The sequence below is a fragment of the Bradyrhizobium sp. SZCCHNR1017 genome (assembly GCF_032381375.1).
Classification (GTDB): domain Bacteria; phylum Pseudomonadota; class Alphaproteobacteria; order Rhizobiales; family Xanthobacteraceae; genus Bradyrhizobium.
This window is the reverse complement of record NZ_JAUHIR010000008.1, coordinates 308079-325938: the sequence shown is the minus strand read 5'-3', so window position 1 is coordinate 325938 and position 17860 is coordinate 308079. Positions and strand designations below refer to the sequence as shown.

Sequence of the window (17860 nt, the reverse complement as noted above, 5' to 3'; positions counted from 1 at the left end):
CTGGATTGCTTCCACCGTCGCCCTTCGGGCTATGGCGGACAAGTCGCTTCGCTCGCAATGACGATCACTGAGAATGGCCTGGAATAGCGATATCGGATCATCGGAGAGCACCCATGAAGCGGTTCAACCTGTCGGCCTGGGCGGTCAATCATCCGCCGCTGGTGCTGTTCCTGATCATCGCGCTCGGCGTCGCCGGCTTCTTCTCCTATCAGAAGCTCGGCCGTGCCGAAGATCCGTTCTTCACCGTCAAGGTCGTCAACGTCTCGGTGATGTGGCCGGGCGCGACGGCGGCCGAGATGCAGAGCCAGGTCGCCGACCCCATCGAGAAGAAGCTGCAGGAGCTGCCTTACTTCGAGAAGGTGCAGACCTATTCGAAGCCGGCCTTCACCGCGATGCAGGTGACCTTCCGCGATTCGACGCCGCCGGCAGAGGTGCCGCATCTGTTCTACCTGATCCGCAAGAAGCTCGACGACGTGCAGTCGTCGCTGCCGTCGGGCATCGTCGGGCCGTTCGTCAATGACGAGTTCTCCGACGTCGATTCCATCCTGTTCATGATGACCGGCGACGGCGCCGATTATGCGCAATTGAAGAAGACCGCCGAAGGCCTGCGTCAGCGCCTGCTCAAGGTCACCGGCGTCACCAAGGTCAATCTCTACGGCACCCAGGACGAGCGCATCTATGTGGAGTTCAGCCATGCCAAGCTCGCCACGCTCGGCATCACACCGCAGGCCCTGTTCGATTCGTTGGCCAAGCAGAACAATGTGACCCCGGCCGGCACGGTCGAGACCTCGTCGCAGCGCGTGCCGCTGCGCGTCACCGGCGCGCTCGACGGCGCCAAGGCGGTGGCGGAGACGCCGGTCGAAAGCAACGGACGCGTGTTCCGGCTCGGCGACATCGCGACCGTCACCCACGGCTACGTCGATCCGCCGAGCTTCAAGGTGCGGCAGGAGGGCAAGCCCGCGCTCGGCATCGGCGTGGTCACGGCCAAGGAGGCCAACATCCTGGAGCTCGGCAAGGAGGTGCACGCCGCCGCCGACGATTTCATGAAGGCGGTGCCGCAGGGCATCGAGATCGAGCAGATCGCAGACCAGCCCAAGGTGGTCGAGCACGCCGTCAGCGAGTTCGTGCACTCGTTCGTCGAGGCGCTGGTGATCGTGCTGTTCGTCTCGTTCCTGGCGCTGGGATGGCGCACCGGCATCGTGGTGGCGCTGTCGGTGCCGCTGGTGCTCGGACTCGTCTTCATCGTCATGAACATCATGGGGCTCAACCTGCACCGCATCTCGCTCGGCGCCCTCATCATCGCGCTCGGCCTGCTGGTCGACGATGCCATCATCGCGGTCGAGATGATGGTGGTGAAGATGGAGCAGGGCTGGGACCGGATGCGCGCCGCGTCGTTTGCCTGGGAATCCACCGCGTTCCCGATGCTGACCGGCACCCTGGTCACGGCCGCCGGCTTCCTGCCGATCGGCTTTGCCAATTCGGCGGTCGGCGAATATGCAGGCAGCATCTTCTGGATCGTCGCCATCGCGCTGGTCGCGTCGTGGTTCGTCGCGGTGATCTTCACGCCCTATATCGGCGTCAAGCTGCTGCCCGACATCAAGGTTCATCACGACCATGATGAGCACGCGATCTACGATACGCGCATGTATCGCGGCCTGCGCCGCGTGATCCGCTGGTGCGTCGATCACCGCATCACCACAGTCGCTGCGACGGTCGGCGTGTTCGCGGCATCGATCGTGGCCTTCGGCCACGTCCAGCAGCAGTTCTTCCCGCTGTCGGAACGCCCCGAGCTGTTCCTGCAGTTGCGGCTGCCGGAGGGCACCGCATTCGGTGTCACCGAGAAGGCTGCCAAATCAGCAGAGAAGCTGCTCAAGGACGACAAGGACATCGAGACCTACACCGCCTATGTCGGGCAGGGCTCGCCGCGGTTCTGGCTCGGCCTCAACCCGCAACTTCCGAACGAGGCCTTCGCCGAGATCGTGATCGTCGCCAAGGACGTGGCCGCGCGCGAGCGCATCAAGGCCAAGATCGAGACCGCGGCTGCGAATGGCGAGCTGAACGAAGCGCGCGTCCGCGTCGATCGCTTCAATTTCGGTCCGCCGGTCGGCTTCCCCGTCCAGTTCCGCGTCATTGGCCCGGATGCGGCGAAGGTGCGCGAGATCGCCCATCAGGTGCGCGACGTCATGCGCCAGAATCCGAATGTCAGGGATCCGCAGCTCGACTGGAACGAGCAGTCGCCCTACCTCAAGCTGGTCGTCGACCAGGATCGTGCCCGCGCGCTCGGCCTGACCCCGCAGGACGTGTCGCAGTCGCTGGCGATGCTGATCTCCGGCGTGCAGGTCACGACCATCCGCGACGGCATCGAGAAGGTCGGCGTCGTCGCGCGTGCCGCGCCGTCCGAACGGCTGGATCTCGCCCATGTCGGCGACCTCACCATCACCTCGAAGAACGGCGTGGCCGTGCCGCTGCAGCAGATCGCCAAGATCGAGTATTCCCACGAGGAGCCGATCCTGTGGCGTCGCAACCGCGACATGGCGATCACGGTGCGCGCCGACGTGGCGGATGGCGTCCAGGCGCCGGATGTCACCAACCAGATCTCGCCGAAGCTGCAGGATATCCGCAACCACCTCGCGCCCGCCTACCGGATCGAGGCAGGCGGCGCGTTCGAGGAATCCGCCAAGGGCAATGCCTCGATCTTCGTGCTGTTTCCGCTGATGGTCATCGTGATGCTGACCCTGCTGATGATCCAGCTGCAGAGCTTCTCACGGCTGATCCTGGTGTTCCTGACCGCGCCGCTCGGCATCGTCGGCGCCTCGCTCGGGCTCAATGTCGCCAACGCGCCGTTCGGCTTCGTGGCGCTGCTCGGCCTGATCGCGCTCGCCGGCATGATCATGCGCAACGCGGTGATCCTGGTCGATCAGATCGAGACCGACGTTGCCCATGGCCTGACCCGCAAGGAGGCGATCATCGAGGCCACGGTGCGCCGTGCCCGCCCCGTGGTGCTGACCGCGCTCGCCGCGATCCTCGCCATGATCCCGCTGTCGCGCTCGGCGTTCTGGGGCCCGATGGCGATCACCATCATGGGCGGGTTGTTCGTTGCAACCTTCCTGACGCTGCTGTACTTGCCTGGATTGTATGCCCTATGGTTCCGCAAGAGTCTGGACGAGCGCGGAGCGAAAGACGCGGATCATTCCGCAGCGCAGCACACTGACGTGCCGAGGCCCGCGCTTCCTCTGGCCGAGGCCGCCGAATGAAGGACCAACAAGATCGCAGGCATGATGACCCTGGTTTCCGACCATATCGAATCCGATACGCACGAGCGCATTCTCGTCGTTGCTGAGCGCCTGTTTCGACAGATCGGCTACCAGAAGACGACCGTCGCCGACATCGCCAAGGAGCTCCGTATGAGCCCGGCGAATGTCTACCGGTTCTTCGACTCCAAGAAGGCGATCCACCGGGGGGTCGCCCACACGCTGATGGCCCAGGTCGAGGCGGCCGCCATCATGATCGCGGAGCGGCCCGGCCCGGCGGCGCCGCGGCTGCGCGAGCTGCTCGGCACGATCCATCGCATGAACACCGAGCGCTATGTCGGCGACAGCAAGCTGCACGAGATGGTCGCGGTGGCGATGGAGGAGAGCTGGGACGTCTGCGAGGCGCACATGCTGCTGATCACCGAGATCATCGGCCGGGTGATCGGGCAGGGCGCGGCGTCCGGCGAATTCGCGGTCACCGATCTGCCGCTGGCGGCAAAATGTGCGACGACCGCGATGATGCGCTTCTTCCATCCGCAGATGATCGCGCAATGCGCGACCAAGCCGGGCCCGACGATCGACGAGATGATCGATTTCGTGCTGTCAGGCCTTGGTTCCAGGCGCGCTGCAAGCTAAGTTCGCCGTCATTCGAGCGAAGCTTCGTCGCTTGCGCTCCCCGCAATGACGGAAGGGACGACGGCGTGACCGAACGGGATCTGCATTTCTACGAACCGAAGAACGGCCACGGCCTGCGCCACGATCCCTTCAACGCCATCGTCGCGCCGCGTCCGATCGGCTGGATCTCGTCGCGTGATCCGGACGGTCACGTCAACCTTGCGCCGTACAGCTTTTTCAACGCCTTCAACTACACGCCGCCGATCATCGGCTTCTCCTCGACGCAGTGGAAGGACTCGGTCGCCAACATCCAGGACACCGGCGAGTTCGTCTGGAACCTGGTGACGCGCGGCCTGGCGACGCAGATGAATGCGACCGCCGCGCATGTCGCGCGCGAGGTCGACGAGTTCAAGCTTGCGGGCGTGACGCCGGTAGCTTGCAAGTTCGTCAACGTGCCGCGCGTCGGCGAAAGCCCTGTCGCGTTCGAGTGCAAGGTGACGCAGATCATCCAGCTGCAGGGCGCCGACGGTGCCAAGGCGCAGGCCTGGCTGACGCTCGGCGAGGTGGTCGGCGTGCATATCGACAAGACGCTGATCAAGGATGGCGTCTACCAGACGGCGCTGGCGCATCCGATCGTCCGTGCCGGGCGTCGCGGCGACTATTTCGAGATCATGCAGGAGGCGATGTTCGAAATGGCGAGGCCGGACTGACGGACTTGCGCCTCTTGAACGCTGCTGCAATTGGAGACCACCCGACGTGACCGAAGCGACCGTCCATGCCGCGCTGTCCGCGCCGACCGAGCCCCGCGGCGATCTCTGCATACGCACCCTGGCGATGCCGGCCGACACCAATGCCAATGGCGACATCTTCGGCGGCTGGCTGCTCAGCCAGATGGACGTCGGCGGCGGCGTGTACGCCGCCAAGGTCGCGAAGTCGCGCACGGTGACGGTCGCGATCGAGGCGATGAACTTCCGCAAGGCGGTGTATGTCGGCGATCTCGTTTCGGTCTATGCGCATCTCGTCCGCGTCGGCCGCACCTCGATGACGGTGCGTCTCGAAGCCTGGGTGCTGCGCCGGAAGGAGGAGCAGCCGATCCTCGTCACCGACGGCAACTTCACCTACGTGTCGATCGACGACGATGGCCGGCCGCAGCCGATCCGGCGCGACGGCTCCGTCACAGCCTGATCACATTCGCGGTCTGTCGGCGCAAGTAACCTCTGTTAATCCGCCGCATATGTCGCTCGCTCGGCATAAGGAACCGCGATCCGGCGATACGCGTTTGTTTGGGTCGGGCGGGACGGAGACGCGAAGGCCGAGCATGCGCGCTCGGCGTCTGCCGCGATCACTCTCGCGCGAGATGCGCCTTGTCCACAGGGCGAGCGTCTTTACGATAATTGCAAGTTCTGGTTGCTTGGCTGCGCGTTGCCGCGTCTCTGCCGTATTGCGTGCTTCGAGTGACACATTCGGACGAGCAGCGCTGACGGCAGTTCGTTTTCGATCCACAAGGCAAAAAATGCCAGCCGGAAAAAATTGCCGGCACAGAGGAAACGGCGGGGGCGTGTTGCGCGAACAGGGTGGGAGGAAGTCCATGTCGGACGTTGACGAGAAACTGACCTTGCAGGTCCTGAAGAAGCTGCAGCAGCGGCTTCTCCACGCCGAGCGCAGGATTTGCGTCTACGAGAATCAGCTCAGCGCGTTTCGTGAACATCACGTCGAGGTGTTGAGGGATCTGCGTACGATCTATCAGTTGCTCGGTCAGCATCAACACCGTCTCGGCGGAGCCGATGCGTCGCTGCGCAAGGTGACGCTCGTGCCGGATGATCCGCACTGATTCGACATGGGTCACGGCGTGAGTGCGTGCAGCGCAGCCAACATAACATCCACACAATTTCCTGTTGGCATTCACATCGGAATGGCCGGTGGCTCCCTGCACGGAACATTCGTCATGGAGCTCGGTTATACGCCCCGGAATGAACGACGGGATTGCGCAATGTCCGACACCTACATCATCGAGGTCAGCTCCCAGGCGGCGGGGATCGTCGTCCGTGATCGCGGCGGCTTCCGCTTCTTCGCGGCGTCCCATCGCTTCAATGCCCTCGAGGGCCAGGTGTTTCGCAATGCCCGCGAAGCCGAACGCGCCGCGATTCGGCTCGTGACCGGCGAGCTGAGCGCAGCCGCCTGAGCAGACGGGCGCACGCGGTGGACGTCGGCCGGACCAGACCGCGCGCGACGTTTCAGGCGATTGCTGCGATGCGCCCAGTGCTTGCCGATTGACGCTTGACTCGATCAGCATCACCATGGTGCAGCTTGTCCCCGAAAGCTTGCCATGGCCGTCCTCTCTCAACGCCAGACCGACATCCTCAACATCGCGCGCGCCTCCGGCCGCGTCATGGTGGAGGATCTCGCGCGCCGCTTCGAAGTCTCGGCCCAGACCATCCGCAAGGACCTCAACGATCTGTGCGAGCAGCGCGCGCTGACGCGCATCCATGGCGGGGCCATCATCGCCTCCGGGGTCGAGAATCTCGCCTACGAGGCGCGGCGCTTCGTCGCTGCCGAGGAGAAGAAGGCGATCGGTGCGGTCGCAGCCGCGCGGATTCCGAACGGCTCCTCGCTGTTCATCAATATCGGCACCACGACGGAGGAGGTGGCGAGCGCGCTGTCGTCGCACCAGGACCTGCTCGTCATCACCAACAATCTCAACGTCGCGATGCTGCTCTATCCGCATCCGCGCATCGAGGTGATCGTGGCCGGCGGCACGGTGCGGCGCTCAGACGGCGGCGTGATCGGATCGACCGCGACGCAGCTGATCGGCCAGTTCAAGGTCGACTATGCGATCATCGGCGCATCCGCGATCGACGAGGAAGGCGCGCTGCTCGACTTCGACTATCGCGAGGTCCAGGTGGCGCAGGCGATCATCGCCAATGCCCGCAGCGTGATGCTGGTGGCCGATTCCACCAAGCTCCACCGCAGCGCGCCGGTGCGCATCGCCCATCTCAGCCAGATCCAGACCTTCGTCACCGACCGGCCGCTGCCGGACGGACTGGCCAGCCTCTGCCATAGCCGCGGCATCGAGGTGGTCTCGGCGATGTCCGCCGACGAGGCCGACGACGCCGTAGAGGCAACCGAAACGGCGGGGTCCGCCGTGCTCCGCCGCGCCTGACTTTCCGCCACTCTTGCAGGCTCCTTGATCCCGGTTTGGGCAGGTTTTGCCCAACCGCGGCCCAACATGCGAATTTCGATTTGCTTTCACTTTCGTTTGTGTTTAACTCGAAACTGAAAGTGAAATCGCCGCAGTCAAGGCGATTGCCGGGGGATGCGTCTGTTGGAGCGGATCTACGACCTCGCCATTATCGGAGGCGGCGTGAACGGTTGCGGCATCGCGCGCGATGCCGCCGGACGCGGAAATTCCGTTTTCCTTTGTGAAATGAATGATCTGGCGAGCGGAACCTCGTCCTGGTCGACCAAGCTCGTGCATGGCGGCCTGCGCTATCTCGAATATTACGAGTTCCGGCTGGTCCGCGAGGCGCTGATCGAGCGCGAAGTCCTGTGGCAGATCGCGCCCCACATCATCCGTCCGCTGCGCTTCGTGCTGCCGCATCATTCGGGGCTGCGCCCGGCCTGGCTGCTGCGCCTCGGCCTGTTCCTCTATGACCATCTCGGCGGCCGCAAGCTGCTGCCGCCGACGCGGTCGGTGAACCTGCGCAGCGACGAGGTCGGCCGCCCCTTGATCCCCGGGCGCTACAGCAAGGGCTTCGAATATTCCGACTGCTTCGTCGACGATGCGCGTCTGGTCGTGCTGACCGCGCGGGATGCTGCCGATCGCGGCGCCGTCATCCGCACCCGCACGCGTGCGACCGAGATCCGTCAGGATGGCGGCCATTGGCTGGTCACGACCGATAACACGCAGACCGGCGAGCGCGAGACCATCAAGGCGCGCGCGCTGGTCAATGCCGCCGGTCCCTGGGTCGAGCAGGTGCTGGCGACCGGCGCCGGCGTCAATGCCAAGGCCAAGGTGCGGCTGGTGCAGGGCTCGCACATCGTGGTGCGCAAGCTCTACGATCACGATCGCGCCTACATCTTCCAGAACGCCGACGGCCGTATCATCTTCGCCATTCCCTATCAGCAGGATTTCACGCTGATCGGCACCACCGATCGCGACTATCAGGGTGATCCGGCCAAGGTGAAGGCGACCGACGAGGAGATCGCCTATCTCTGCGCCGCGCTCGGGGAATATCTCGCCAAGCCGGTGACGCCGGCCGACGTTGTGTGGAGCTATTCCGGCGTGCGGCCACTCTATGACGACGGCGCCAGCGAGGCCAAGGCGGCGACCCGCGACTACGTGTTCGAGCTCGATACGCCCGGCGGCTTGCCGCTGCTGTCGATCTATGGCGGCAAGATCACCACCTACCGGCGCCTGTCGGAAGAGGCGCTGGAGCGTCTCGCGCCCTATGTGAAAGGGGGCAAGGCGGAGGAGGGATGGACCGGCAAGGCGTCGCTGCCCGGCGGCGACATGAAGGTTTCGGCCGTTGCGCCGTTGATTGCGGATCTCCGCAAGACCTATCCGTTCCTGTCGGATGCACATGCGAAGCGGATCGCTCATGCCTATGGCACGCGGGCTGCGGCCATGCTCGCCGGTGCGACATCTTTGGCCGATCTCGGCCAGGATTTCGGTGGCACCTTGACGGAGCGTGAAGTCAGGTACCTGATGACGAACGAGTGGGCGTTGACGGCCGAGGACATCGTGTGGCGGCGATCGAAGCTGGGGTTGCGGATGTCGGCGGCTGAGATCGCCGCGCTCGATGCGTGGATCACAGCCAATCGCGAGCGCTCCGCCGTGCCGGCGCGTGAGGCGGGAGGGCGCGCATGAGCGTGACGCTCGATCACGTCTCCCGAATTGTCGACGGCGTGACCACCATTCGCGACGTCTCGCTGACGTTGCAGCGCGGTACGCTGAGCGTGCTGCTCGGGCCGACGCTGTCCGGCAAGACCTCGATCATGCGGCTGCTCGCCGGCCTCGACCGGCCGACCACGGGGCGGGTGCTGGTCGACGGCAAGGACGTCACCGGCGCCGACGTGCGGCAGCGCTCGGTCGCGATGGTCTATCAGCAGTTCATCAACTATCCCTCGCTCTCGGTCTATGAGAACATCGCTTCGCCGTTGCGCGTGCAAGGCAAGTCGCGCCAGGAGATCGAGAAGCGCGTGGCGGAAGCAGCCCGGCTGCTCCGGCTCGAGCCCTATCTGAAGCGTACGCCGCTGCAGCTCTCCGGCGGCCAGCAGCAGCGCACCGCGATCGCGCGCGCCCTGGTGAAGGGTGCGGACCTCGTGCTGCTGGACGAGCCGCTCGCCAATCTCGACTACAAGCTGCGCGAGGAGCTGCGCACCGAGCTGCCGCGCATCTTCGAGGCATCCGGCGCAATCTTCGTCTACGCCACCACCGAGCCGTCGGAGGCGCTGCTGCTCGGCGGCCGCACCATCTGCATGTGGGAAGGGCAGGCGCTGCAGGCCGGCGATACTGCGGCCGTGTATCGCCGACCCGACACCTTGCGTGTCGGCCAGGTGTTCTCGGACCCGCCGATGAATACGGTCGAGATCCAGAAGCGCGGCGAGAGCGTGGAGTACGCCGGCGGGGTCAAGGCGCCGGCGGTAGGCCTCTATGCTGATCTGCCCGATGGCGCCTACCGCGTCGGCTTCCGCCCGCATCAGCTCGGGCTTGGCAAAGGCGACGGCAGCCACGGCCGCCATGCCTTTCCTGCGATCGTCTCGGTCACCGAGATCACGGGATCGGAGAGCTTCGTGCATCTGACGCGCGACGGCATGAACTGGGTCTCCGTGCTGCACGGCGTCCATGAATACGAGCCCGGCGAGATCCTCGACGCGGTGCTCGATCCGTCCAATGTGTTCGTGTTCGACGCCGGCGACCGCCTGGTCGCCGCGCCGGCGATCTGAGGGAGATGCCGCATGGCCCGCATTGACCTCGTCGATCTCGCCCACGCCTACAACGGCAACAGCGGCGATATCGAGAGCTACGCGCTGAAGCCGGTGACGATGACCTGGCGCCAGGGCGGCGCCTATGCGCTGCTCGGCCCGTCCGGCTGCGGCAAGACCACGCTGCTCAACCTGATCTCCGGCATTCTGACGCCCTCGCACGGCAAGATCCTGTTCGACGGCACCGACATCACCAAAGCCTCGACCCGCGAGCGCAACATCGCGCAGGTGTTCCAGTTTCCGGTGATCTACGACACGATGACGGTCGGCGAGAACCTCGCCTTTCCGCTCAAGAACCGCGGCGTGCCGAAAGCGGAGATCGACAAGCGCGTCGCCGAGATCGCGCGGCTCTTGGACCTGACGCCGGACCTCCATCGCAAGGCGACGCGGCTCACCGCCGACGCCAAGCAGAAGATCTCGCTCGGCCGCGGCCTGGTGCGCTCCGACGTCGCCGCCGTGTTGTTCGACGAGCCGCTGACCGTGATCGATCCCGAGCTGAAATGGCAGCTGCGCTCCAAGCTGAAGGCGCTGCATCGCGAGCTCGACCTGACGATGATCTACGTCACCCACGACCAGACCGAGGCGCTGACCTTCGCCGACACCGTCGTCGTCATGCATGACGGCCGCGTGGTGCAGAGCGGCACGCCCGCGGAATTGTTCGACAAGCCGGCGCATACCTTCGTCGGCTACTTCATCGGCTCGCCCGGCATGAACATCCTCTCCGCCGAGGTGAAGGGACGCGAGGCCCGCATCGATGGCCACACCCTGACGCTGTCGCGCAGCTACGACGCGCTGCCGGCCGGCGCCAAGATCGAGATCGGCGTCCGCCCGGAATTCGTCGATGTCGCTCAACCCGGACCGGGCCTGCTCGACGCCAATATCGAACGCGTCGACGATCTCGGCCGCATCCGTTTCGCCCGCGTTCGCGTCGGCGACGTCAAGTTCGCCGCGCGCCTGCCGGCCGGCTTCTCGCCGCAGGGCTCGGCGATCGGGCTGAAGTTCGATCCAGCCTATGTCCACGTCTATGCCGACAGCCGTCTCGTCGAGGGAGCCTGAGTGATGGACAAGACCATCAACAACAAGGCCTGGTTCCTGGTGCTGCCGGTGTTCCTGCTGGTGGCGTTCTCCGCTGTCCTGCCGCTGATGACGGTGGTGAACTATTCGATGCAGGACACGTTCGGCAACAACCAGTTCTTCTGGAATGGCGTCGGCTGGTTCAAGGAGCTGCTCGATCCCTCGACCGATCTCGGCGGCCGCTTCCTCGCCTCGCTCGGGCGCAACCTGATCTTCTCGCTCGCGATCCTGGCCATCGAGGTTCCGCTCGGAATCGTCGTGGCGCTGTCGATGCCGCGGGGCGGATGGACCGTGGCGTTCTGCCTCGTCGTGCTGGCGCTGCCGCTTCTGATTCCGTGGAACGTGGTCGGCACGATCTGGCAGATCTTCGGCCGCTCCGACATCGGCCTGCTCGGCTACACGCTCAACGCCATCGGCCTGGACTACAATTACGTCTCGAACGACGCCGACGCCTGGTTCACGGTCATCTTGATGGACGTCTGGCACTGGACCAGCCTGGTAGCGCTGCTGTGCTATGCCGGCCTGAAGTCGATCCCCGACGCCTATTACCAGGCTGCGCAGATCGACGGCGCCTCGCGCTGGGCGGTGTTCACCGCGATCCAGCTGCCCAAGATGCATCGCGTGCTGCTGATCGCCGTGCTGCTGCGCTTCATGGACAGCTTCATGATCTACACCGAGCCGTTCGTCGTCACAGGCGGCGGGCCGGGCAATTCGACGACCTTCATCTCGATCGAGCTCGTCAAGATCGCGCTCGGCCAGTTCGATCTCGGCAAGGCGGCTGCCCTGTCGCTGGTCTACAATCTGATCATCCTGATCGTCTGCTGGGTGTTCTACACCATCATGACCAATGCCGGCGCCGAGCGGCGGCCGGTGAAAGGGGGCGCGTGATGAACACCATTCCGGGCCGTCGGATCATCATCTCGCTGTTCCTGGTCTTCCTGCTGTTGCCGATCTACTGGCTCGTCAACATGAGCTTCAAGACCAACAACGAGATCGTCACCACGATGAACTTGTGGCCGCATCAGCCGACGCTGGCCAACTACATGCGCATCTTCACCGACGAGAGCTGGTATTCCGGCTACATCAACTCGCTGAAATACGTGATCATCAACACGGTGATCTCGATTCTCGTGGCGCTGCCGGCGGCCTATGCATTCTCGCGGTACCGCTTCCTTGGCGACAAGCACCTGTTCTTCTGGCTGCTGTCGAACCGCATGGCGCCGGCTGCGGTCTACGCGCTGCCGTTCTTCAATCTGTATTCGGCGATCGGCCTGTTCGATACGCCCTGGGCGGTGGCGCTGGCGCATTGCATCTTCAATATCCCGCTCGCGGTCTGGATCCTCGAAGGCTTCGTGTCGTCGGTGCCGCGCGAGATCGACGAGACGGCGTTCCTCGACGGCTACTCGTTTCCGCGCTTCTTCGTGAAGATCCTGGTGCCGCTGATCGCGAGCGGCATCGGCGTCGCCGCCTTCTTCTGCTTCATGTTCTCCTGGGTCGAACTGCTGCTCGCGCGCACGCTGACCTCCGTCGACGCCAAGCCGATCTCGGCGGTGATGACGCGCACGGTCTCGGCGTCCGGCATGGATTGGGGTCTGCTCGCGGCTGCCGGCGTGCTCACGATCATCCCCGGCGCGCTCGTCATCTGGTTCGTCCGCAACTACATCGCGCGCGGCTTCGCGCTGGGACGGGTGTGATGACGCACGCTTGTTGCCACGGCCTCCGTTCCGCCTCCTCCGCTTGCGGGGGAGGCCGTATCGCATCGTCAGATGCGATACGGGTGGGGGCATCTCTCCTCTCGGGCGCTCCGACGCGCGGCGCCCCCACCCCAACCCTCCCCCGCAAGCGGGGGAGGGGGCCCATTACCGCCTGGAGCCGATAGCCATGAACAGCATCGCATGGATGGCATGGACCTTGCCGACCGCGATCTTCTTTGCTGCGCTCGCATGCACGCTCGGCGTCATGATCGTGCTCGCCGCGCGCTACCCGGAGGCCGAGCGGGTCGGCGTGCTGCGCATCCCGACCACGCGCGGCGACCGGCTGTTCATCTCGCTGATCTCGGCCGCCGTCATTCATCTCGTATGGATCGGTCTGGTCGGCACCGACACGATTGCGACCTTGCCGATCGGCGAGGAAGGGTTTGAGGTTTCGAGCCTGTGGCTCGCGACCGCAATTTCGCTTGCATCAGCCGTTGCGATCTTCCGCACCGTCTGACGCAGGTGAAAAGGGGCAGATCCGGGGACAACCCGGACCTGGATACGTCTGTCGCTCAAGGAGGAAAGCATGCGACACTTGAAACCTAGGAAGCATCACCTGACCAAGGCGAGCTATCTCGCGATGACCAGCGCTGCTGCGCTGTTCGCCGCCACTATGACGCTGTCCGTGCCGGCACGTGCGGACGACGCCACGATCCAGAAGTGGATCGACAGCGAATTCCAGCCTTCGACGCTGTCGAAGGAAGAGCAGAAGAAGGAGCTCGAGTGGTTCGCGAAGGCCGCCGAGCCCTTCAAGGGCATGGAGATCAACGTCGTCTCAGAGACCATCACGACTCACGAATACGAGTCGAAGACTCTCGCCAAGGCGTTCAGCGAAATCACCGGCATCAAGCTCAAGCACGACATCATCCAGGAAGGTGACGTCGTCGAGAAGCTGCAGACCCAGATGCAGTCCGGCAAGAACGTCTATGACGGCTGGATCAACGACTCCGACCTGATCGGCACCCACTTCCGCTACGGCCAGACGATCGCGCTGTCGGACTACATGAAGGGCGAGGGCAAGGACGTCACCGATCCGATGCTCGACGTCAACGACTTCATCGGCAAGTCGTTCACGACCGCTCCGGACGGCAAGCTCTACCAGCTGCCCGACCAGCAGTTCGCGAACCTGTATTGGTTCCGCTACGACTGGTTCACCAATCCGGACTACAAGGCCAAGTTCAAGGCCAAGTATGGCTACGACCTCGGCGTGCCCGTGAACTGGTCGGCCTATGAGGACATCGCCGAGTTCTTCACCAACGACATCAAGGAGATCAACGGCGTCAAGGTCTATGGCCACATGGACTATGGCAAGAAGGATCCCTCGCTCGGCTGGCGCTTCACCGACGCTTGGCTGTCGATGGCCGGCAACGGCGACAAGGGCATCCCGAACGGCCTGCCGGTCGACGAATGGGGCATCCGCATGGAAGGTTGCCGTCCGGTCGGCTCGTCGATCGAGCGCGGCGGTGACACCAACGGCCCGGCGGCCGTCTACTCGATCGCGAAGTATCTCGACTGGATGAAGAAGTATGCGCCGCCGCAGGCGCAGGGCATGACCTTCTCCGAGGCCGGTCCGGTCCCGGCGCAGGGCAACGTCGCTCAGCAGATCTTCTGGTACACCGCCTTCACCGCCGACATGGTGAAGCCCGGCCTGCCGGTCGTGAATGCGGACGGCACGCCGAAGTGGCGCATGGCCCCGTCGCCGCATGGCGCGTACTGGAAGGAGGGCATGAAGCTCGGCTACCAGGACGCCGGTTCTGCGACGCTCTTGAAGTCGACCCCGCCGGATCGCCGCAAGGCCGCCTGGCTGTACCTGCAGTTCATCGTCTCCAAGACGGTGTCGCTGAAGAAGAGCCATGTCGGCCTCACCTTCATCCGTGAATCCGACATCTGGGACAAGTCGTTCACCGAGCGTGCGCCGAAGCTCGGCGGCCTGATCGAGTTCTACCGCTCGCCCGCGCGCGTGCAGTGGACCCCGACCGGCAACAACGTGCCCGACTATCCGAAGCTGGCGCAGCTGTGGTGGCAGAACATCGGCGATGCGTCGTCCGGTGCGAAGACCCCGCAGCAGGCGATGGACGCGCTCGCGGCCGCTCAGGACTCCGTCCTCGAGCGTCTGGAGAAGTCCAAGGTCCAGGGCGAGTGCGGTCCGAAGCTGAATAAAAAGGAATCGGCCGAGTTCTGGTTCAACAAGTCGGCCAAGGACGGCAACATCGCTCCGCAGCGCAAGCTCGCGAACGAGAAGCCGAAGGGCGAGACGATCGACTACGACACCCTGATCAAGTCGTGGCCGGCCACCCCGCCGAAGCGCGCCGAGGCGAAGTGAGCCAACGCTCTGAAGTCATCGCCCGGCTCGACCGGGCGATCCCATCACGAAGGCCGGGAGCAATCCCGGCCTTTTCTTTTGGCCCAGAGGTGAGGGGCTTCCCGTTCCATTCGGGAATTATTCCCGTGTCGCCGGGGACAACTTCCACGCAGCAAGTGCCTTGAAGCCGGTGGGGACAGGCGGCACTCTTTGACGATCGGGATTGTCGCGATCTTCGCCGTGACTTTGCCCCAACGACACGAAACAACAAGGCCTCGACACGATCCGGCATGGCCTCATGCGATCCACGCCGGGATCGTGATCGCCAACCCACGGGGCCACCTAGGGAGTACGGCCATGGATCAGGCGCACATCGCCAATATCGCGAGCACGCTGCCGGAGGCGTTGTCGCCCTGGACCATGTTCATGCAGGCCGACATCGTCGTGAAGTCGGTGATGATCGGGCTGGCGCTGGCTTCAGTCGCAACCTGGACCGTTCTGGTGGTGAAGACGATCCAGCTCCGCGCGGCACTGCGCACCTCGCGCAGCGCGCTCGGCATCGCGCTGGCCGCGCGCGCGCTGTCGGATGCGACGGGACGCATTTCCGCCGACGACGGTGTGGTCGGACGGCTGCTGGCCGTCGCCGATGACGAAATCGACAAGTCGCGTGGCCTCCCCGCCGATGGCATCAAGGAGCGTGTCTCCTGGCAGTTCGAGCGGATCGAGGCGGCGGCGGTGGCGCGCATCGGCCGCGGCATCGGCATTCTCGCCACGGTCGGCGCGGTCGGGCCGTTCGTCGGCCTGTTCGGCACGGTCTGGGGCATCATGAACAGCTTCATCGGCATCTCGCATGCGCATACGACCAACCTCGCGGTGGTGGCGCCGGGCATCGCGGAGGCGCTGCTCGCCACCGCCTTCGGCCTCGCCGCGGCGATTCCCGCGGTCGTGATCTACAACCTGTTCGCGCGTGCCACCGGCGGCTATCGCGCCGTCATCGCCGATGCATCGGTGGCGGTCATGCGCCTGCTCAGCCGTGATCTCGACCGGCAGCACGCGGGGCCCACAGAGGTGCGGCGCAGCGCCATCCGCGCGGTCGACGCGCCGCTGCTGTCGATCGCCAATCCGGCGGAGTGAGCCATGGCCGTCAAGCTTGCCCGGCGCCCCGACGACTTCGAGGAGACGCACGACATCAACGTGACGCCGTTCATCGACGTCATGCTGGTGCTCCTGATCATCTTCATGGTGGCGGCACCGCTCGCCACGGTCGACGTCCCGGTCAACCTGCCGGCGATCTCGGCCGAGCCGCAGCCGCGCGCGGAGACGCCGGTCTTCGTCACCTTCAAGGCCGACCGCTCGCTCGCCGTTGGCGACCAGAGCGTGGCGCAGGCCGACATCGCCGCTTCGCTCGATGCCGCCACCAAGTCCGATCACGAGCAGCGCGTGCTGCTGCGCGCCGATCAGACGCTGCCCTATGGCGAGGTGATGGCGCTGATGAACACGTTGCGCCGCGCCGGCTACACCAAGGTCGCGCTCGTTGCCCTGGAAGACCGGGGCGCGCAGTGAGCGTTCTGACGCTCGATCCGTTCGAACACGAGCAGCGCCGGGAGCGGACGCTGTGGACCATCGCCGCGCTGGTGGTGGGCGGGCTGCACGTCGGGCTCGCCGTCGGCTATCTGCTGCTGCGTCCCGCGCCGCAGGGGCGTGCCCAGGCGCCGGCCTTCGACGTCGTGTTCACCCCGGCGGTGGTGAGCGAGCCGGCGCCGACGGCGCAGGATGCGCCGGCGTCCGAGCCGCCGCCGGTGGAGCCGCCAAAGGATGAGCCGGTGAAGGACGACCCGGTCGCGCGCGAGGCCGTCGCTGAGCCTGTCCCGGCTCCCTCCGAGCCGGAGCCGGTGCCGGATGTCGTTCCCTCGCCGGAGCCCGCGCCACAGGTCGCCCTCGCGCCCGAGCCGCCGCGTGCAGACGATGTCGTCTTGCCGCCGCCGCCACCACCGAAACCGATCGAGGCGAAACCGCCGGAGCCGAAGCCCGTTCCCGTGCCCGAGCGTGTCGAGCGCAAGCCGGTGGAGAAGAAGGAAACGAAGGAGAGGGCCGAGAGGAAGCCCGCACCGCCGAAGCCGGCTGCGGCGCCGGCGGCCCGGCCTTCACGTGTCGCGTCGGCGCCCAATCCCGGCGAGGACAGCGTCGGGGCGCGCGAGGGCCAGGCCAGTTGGAACGCCGAGGTGGTGGCGCAGATCCGCCGCGCCGCGACCTATCCCTCCGACGGCAATGGCGCGAGCGGCACCGTCATGCTGAACGTCGTGATCGATCGTAACGGCCGGCTGCTGTCGCGGCGGCTCGCTGGAAGCTCGGGCTCGCCGGCGCTGGACCGCGCGGCGATGGGCATCATCGAACGCGCCGCGCCGTTCCCGCGCTTTCCGCCGGCGATGGCTCAGGCGCAGGTCTCGCGCACGGTCCCTCTCCATCTGAGGCCGCGCTGAGCGCGGCGCCATCCAGGGCGATATCGGTGCCGCCGCGTGCCGCTTATTTGCTGCACTCGGTCAGATCCGTATCGCGCACGACGAACTGCGCGCCTTCCTTGAGTTCGATGTTCTTGGCGACGCAGGTGCGGCCGCCCTTTTCGGACAGCTTGATGTCGTAGCGGCCGGACTTCACGCCGACCAGCGTCATGCGCTCATTGTGGTCGACCTCGCCCTCGTCGTCGTTCTTGCACTGGTCGGCGCCCCAGGTTTTGGTGCCGGCGGCCGCCAGGTACATTTTCACGATGGTCTGGCCGGTGCGGTTGAGGAAGCGCGGGCCGTCCTCGGCGGACGCGGCGGAGCCGGCCAGCATGAGAAGCGCGCAGGCGGTGACGAGGCGACGCATGACGAGTGTCCTTT

Annotated in this window: 18 protein-coding genes; 17 read left to right on the top strand and 1 reads right to left on the bottom strand. The window is 65.3% G+C overall.

Annotation, left to right across the window (positions count from 1 at the left end; all coding sequences use genetic code 11):
- Positions 1 to 113 precede the first annotated feature (113 nt).
- From QW863_RS21580 to QW863_RS21500, 17 genes are all read left to right on the top strand, one after another.
- Entirely contained in the window at positions 114 to 3254 is a 3141-nt protein-coding gene (locus QW863_RS21580; RefSeq protein ID WP_315717348.1) for an efflux RND transporter permease subunit, read from the top strand.
- 21 nt (positions 3255 to 3275) lie between these two features.
- On the top strand, positions 3276 to 3887 hold the full coding sequence (locus QW863_RS21575) for a TetR/AcrR family transcriptional regulator (protein WP_315717347.1): 612 nt from the start codon (positions 3276 to 3278) through the stop codon (positions 3885 to 3887).
- Positions 3888 to 3952: 65 nt separating this feature from the next.
- Positions 3953 to 4576 (top strand): flavin reductase family protein, encoded by a 624-nt coding sequence (locus QW863_RS21570; RefSeq protein ID WP_315717346.1) that lies wholly within the window; start codon positions 3953 to 3955, stop codon positions 4574 to 4576.
- A gap of 46 nt (positions 4577 to 4622) precedes the next feature.
- A complete protein-coding gene (locus QW863_RS21565; RefSeq protein WP_315717345.1) occupies positions 4623 to 5051 on the top strand; it encodes an acyl-CoA thioesterase in 429 nt (142 codons plus the stop codon).
- 403 nt (positions 5052 to 5454) lie between these two features.
- The gene (locus tag QW863_RS21560; RefSeq protein WP_315717344.1) at positions 5455 to 5697 is read left to right on the top strand and encodes a hypothetical protein; all 243 of its coding nucleotides are present in this window, start codon (positions 5455 to 5457) and stop codon (positions 5695 to 5697) included.
- A gap of 159 nt (positions 5698 to 5856) precedes the next feature.
- Positions 5857 to 6048: a hypothetical protein gene (locus tag QW863_RS21555; protein ID WP_315717343.1), complete on the top strand. Its 192-nt coding sequence runs from the start codon at positions 5857 to 5859 to the stop codon at positions 6046 to 6048.
- 144 nt (positions 6049 to 6192) lie between these two features.
- Positions 6193 to 7026, top strand: a complete 834-nt coding sequence (locus QW863_RS21550; RefSeq protein ID WP_315717342.1) for a DeoR/GlpR family DNA-binding transcription regulator — start codon at positions 6193 to 6195, stop codon at positions 7024 to 7026.
- A gap of 153 nt (positions 7027 to 7179) precedes the next feature.
- Complete coding sequence (gene glpD, locus QW863_RS21545) at positions 7180 to 8733, top strand: glycerol-3-phosphate dehydrogenase (protein WP_315717341.1); 1554 nt, start codon at positions 7180 to 7182, stop codon at positions 8731 to 8733.
- A complete protein-coding gene (locus QW863_RS21540; protein ID WP_315717340.1) occupies positions 8730 to 9812 on the top strand; it encodes an ABC transporter ATP-binding protein in 1083 nt (360 codons plus the stop codon). Before glpD ends, QW863_RS21540 begins: the two co-directional genes overlap by 4 nt.
- Positions 9813 to 9824: 12 nt before the next feature.
- On the top strand, positions 9825 to 10907 hold the full coding sequence (locus QW863_RS21535; protein WP_315717339.1) for an ABC transporter ATP-binding protein: 1083 nt from the start codon (positions 9825 to 9827) through the stop codon (positions 10905 to 10907).
- A gap of 3 nt (positions 10908 to 10910) precedes the next feature.
- Positions 10911 to 11813: a sugar ABC transporter permease gene (locus QW863_RS21530; protein ID WP_315717338.1), complete on the top strand. Its 903-nt coding sequence runs from the start codon at positions 10911 to 10913 to the stop codon at positions 11811 to 11813.
- Entirely contained in the window at positions 11813 to 12619 is an 807-nt protein-coding gene (locus tag QW863_RS21525; RefSeq protein ID WP_315717337.1) for a carbohydrate ABC transporter permease, read from the top strand. The genes QW863_RS21530 and QW863_RS21525 overlap by 1 nt, the downstream gene beginning before the upstream one ends.
- 187 nt (positions 12620 to 12806) lie before the next feature.
- Entirely contained in the window at positions 12807 to 13136 is a 330-nt protein-coding gene (locus tag QW863_RS21520; protein ID WP_315717336.1) for a DUF2160 domain-containing protein, read from the top strand.
- A 123-nt stretch (positions 13137 to 13259) separates the two neighbouring features.
- Entirely contained in the window at positions 13260 to 15002 is a 1743-nt protein-coding gene (locus QW863_RS21515) for an ABC transporter substrate-binding protein (protein WP_315717375.1), read from the top strand.
- A 336-nt stretch (positions 15003 to 15338) separates the two neighbouring features.
- Positions 15339 to 16115, top strand: coding sequence for a tonB-system energizer ExbB (gene exbB / locus QW863_RS21510; protein ID WP_315717335.1), 777 nt, complete (start codon positions 15339 to 15341; stop codon positions 16113 to 16115).
- A gap of 3 nt (positions 16116 to 16118) precedes the next feature.
- Positions 16119 to 16544 carry a TonB system transport protein ExbD gene (gene exbD, locus QW863_RS21505; protein WP_315717334.1) on the top strand — a complete coding sequence of 142 codons (426 nt, stop codon included), beginning with the start codon at positions 16119 to 16121 and terminating at the stop codon, positions 16542 to 16544.
- The gene (locus tag QW863_RS21500) at positions 16541 to 17461 is read left to right on the top strand and encodes a TonB family protein (RefSeq protein ID WP_315717332.1); all 921 of its coding nucleotides are present in this window, start codon (positions 16541 to 16543) and stop codon (positions 17459 to 17461) included. Before exbD ends, QW863_RS21500 begins: the two co-directional genes overlap by 4 nt.
- Before the next feature lie 43 nt (positions 17462 to 17504).
- Here the strand turns inward: QW863_RS21500 and QW863_RS21495 are convergent, their stop codons facing one another.
- Positions 17505 to 17846 carry a hypothetical protein gene (locus tag QW863_RS21495; RefSeq protein WP_315717331.1) on the bottom strand — a complete coding sequence of 114 codons (342 nt, stop codon included), beginning with the start codon at positions 17844 to 17846 and terminating at the stop codon, positions 17505 to 17507.
- Positions 17847 to 17860 lie beyond the last annotated feature (14 nt).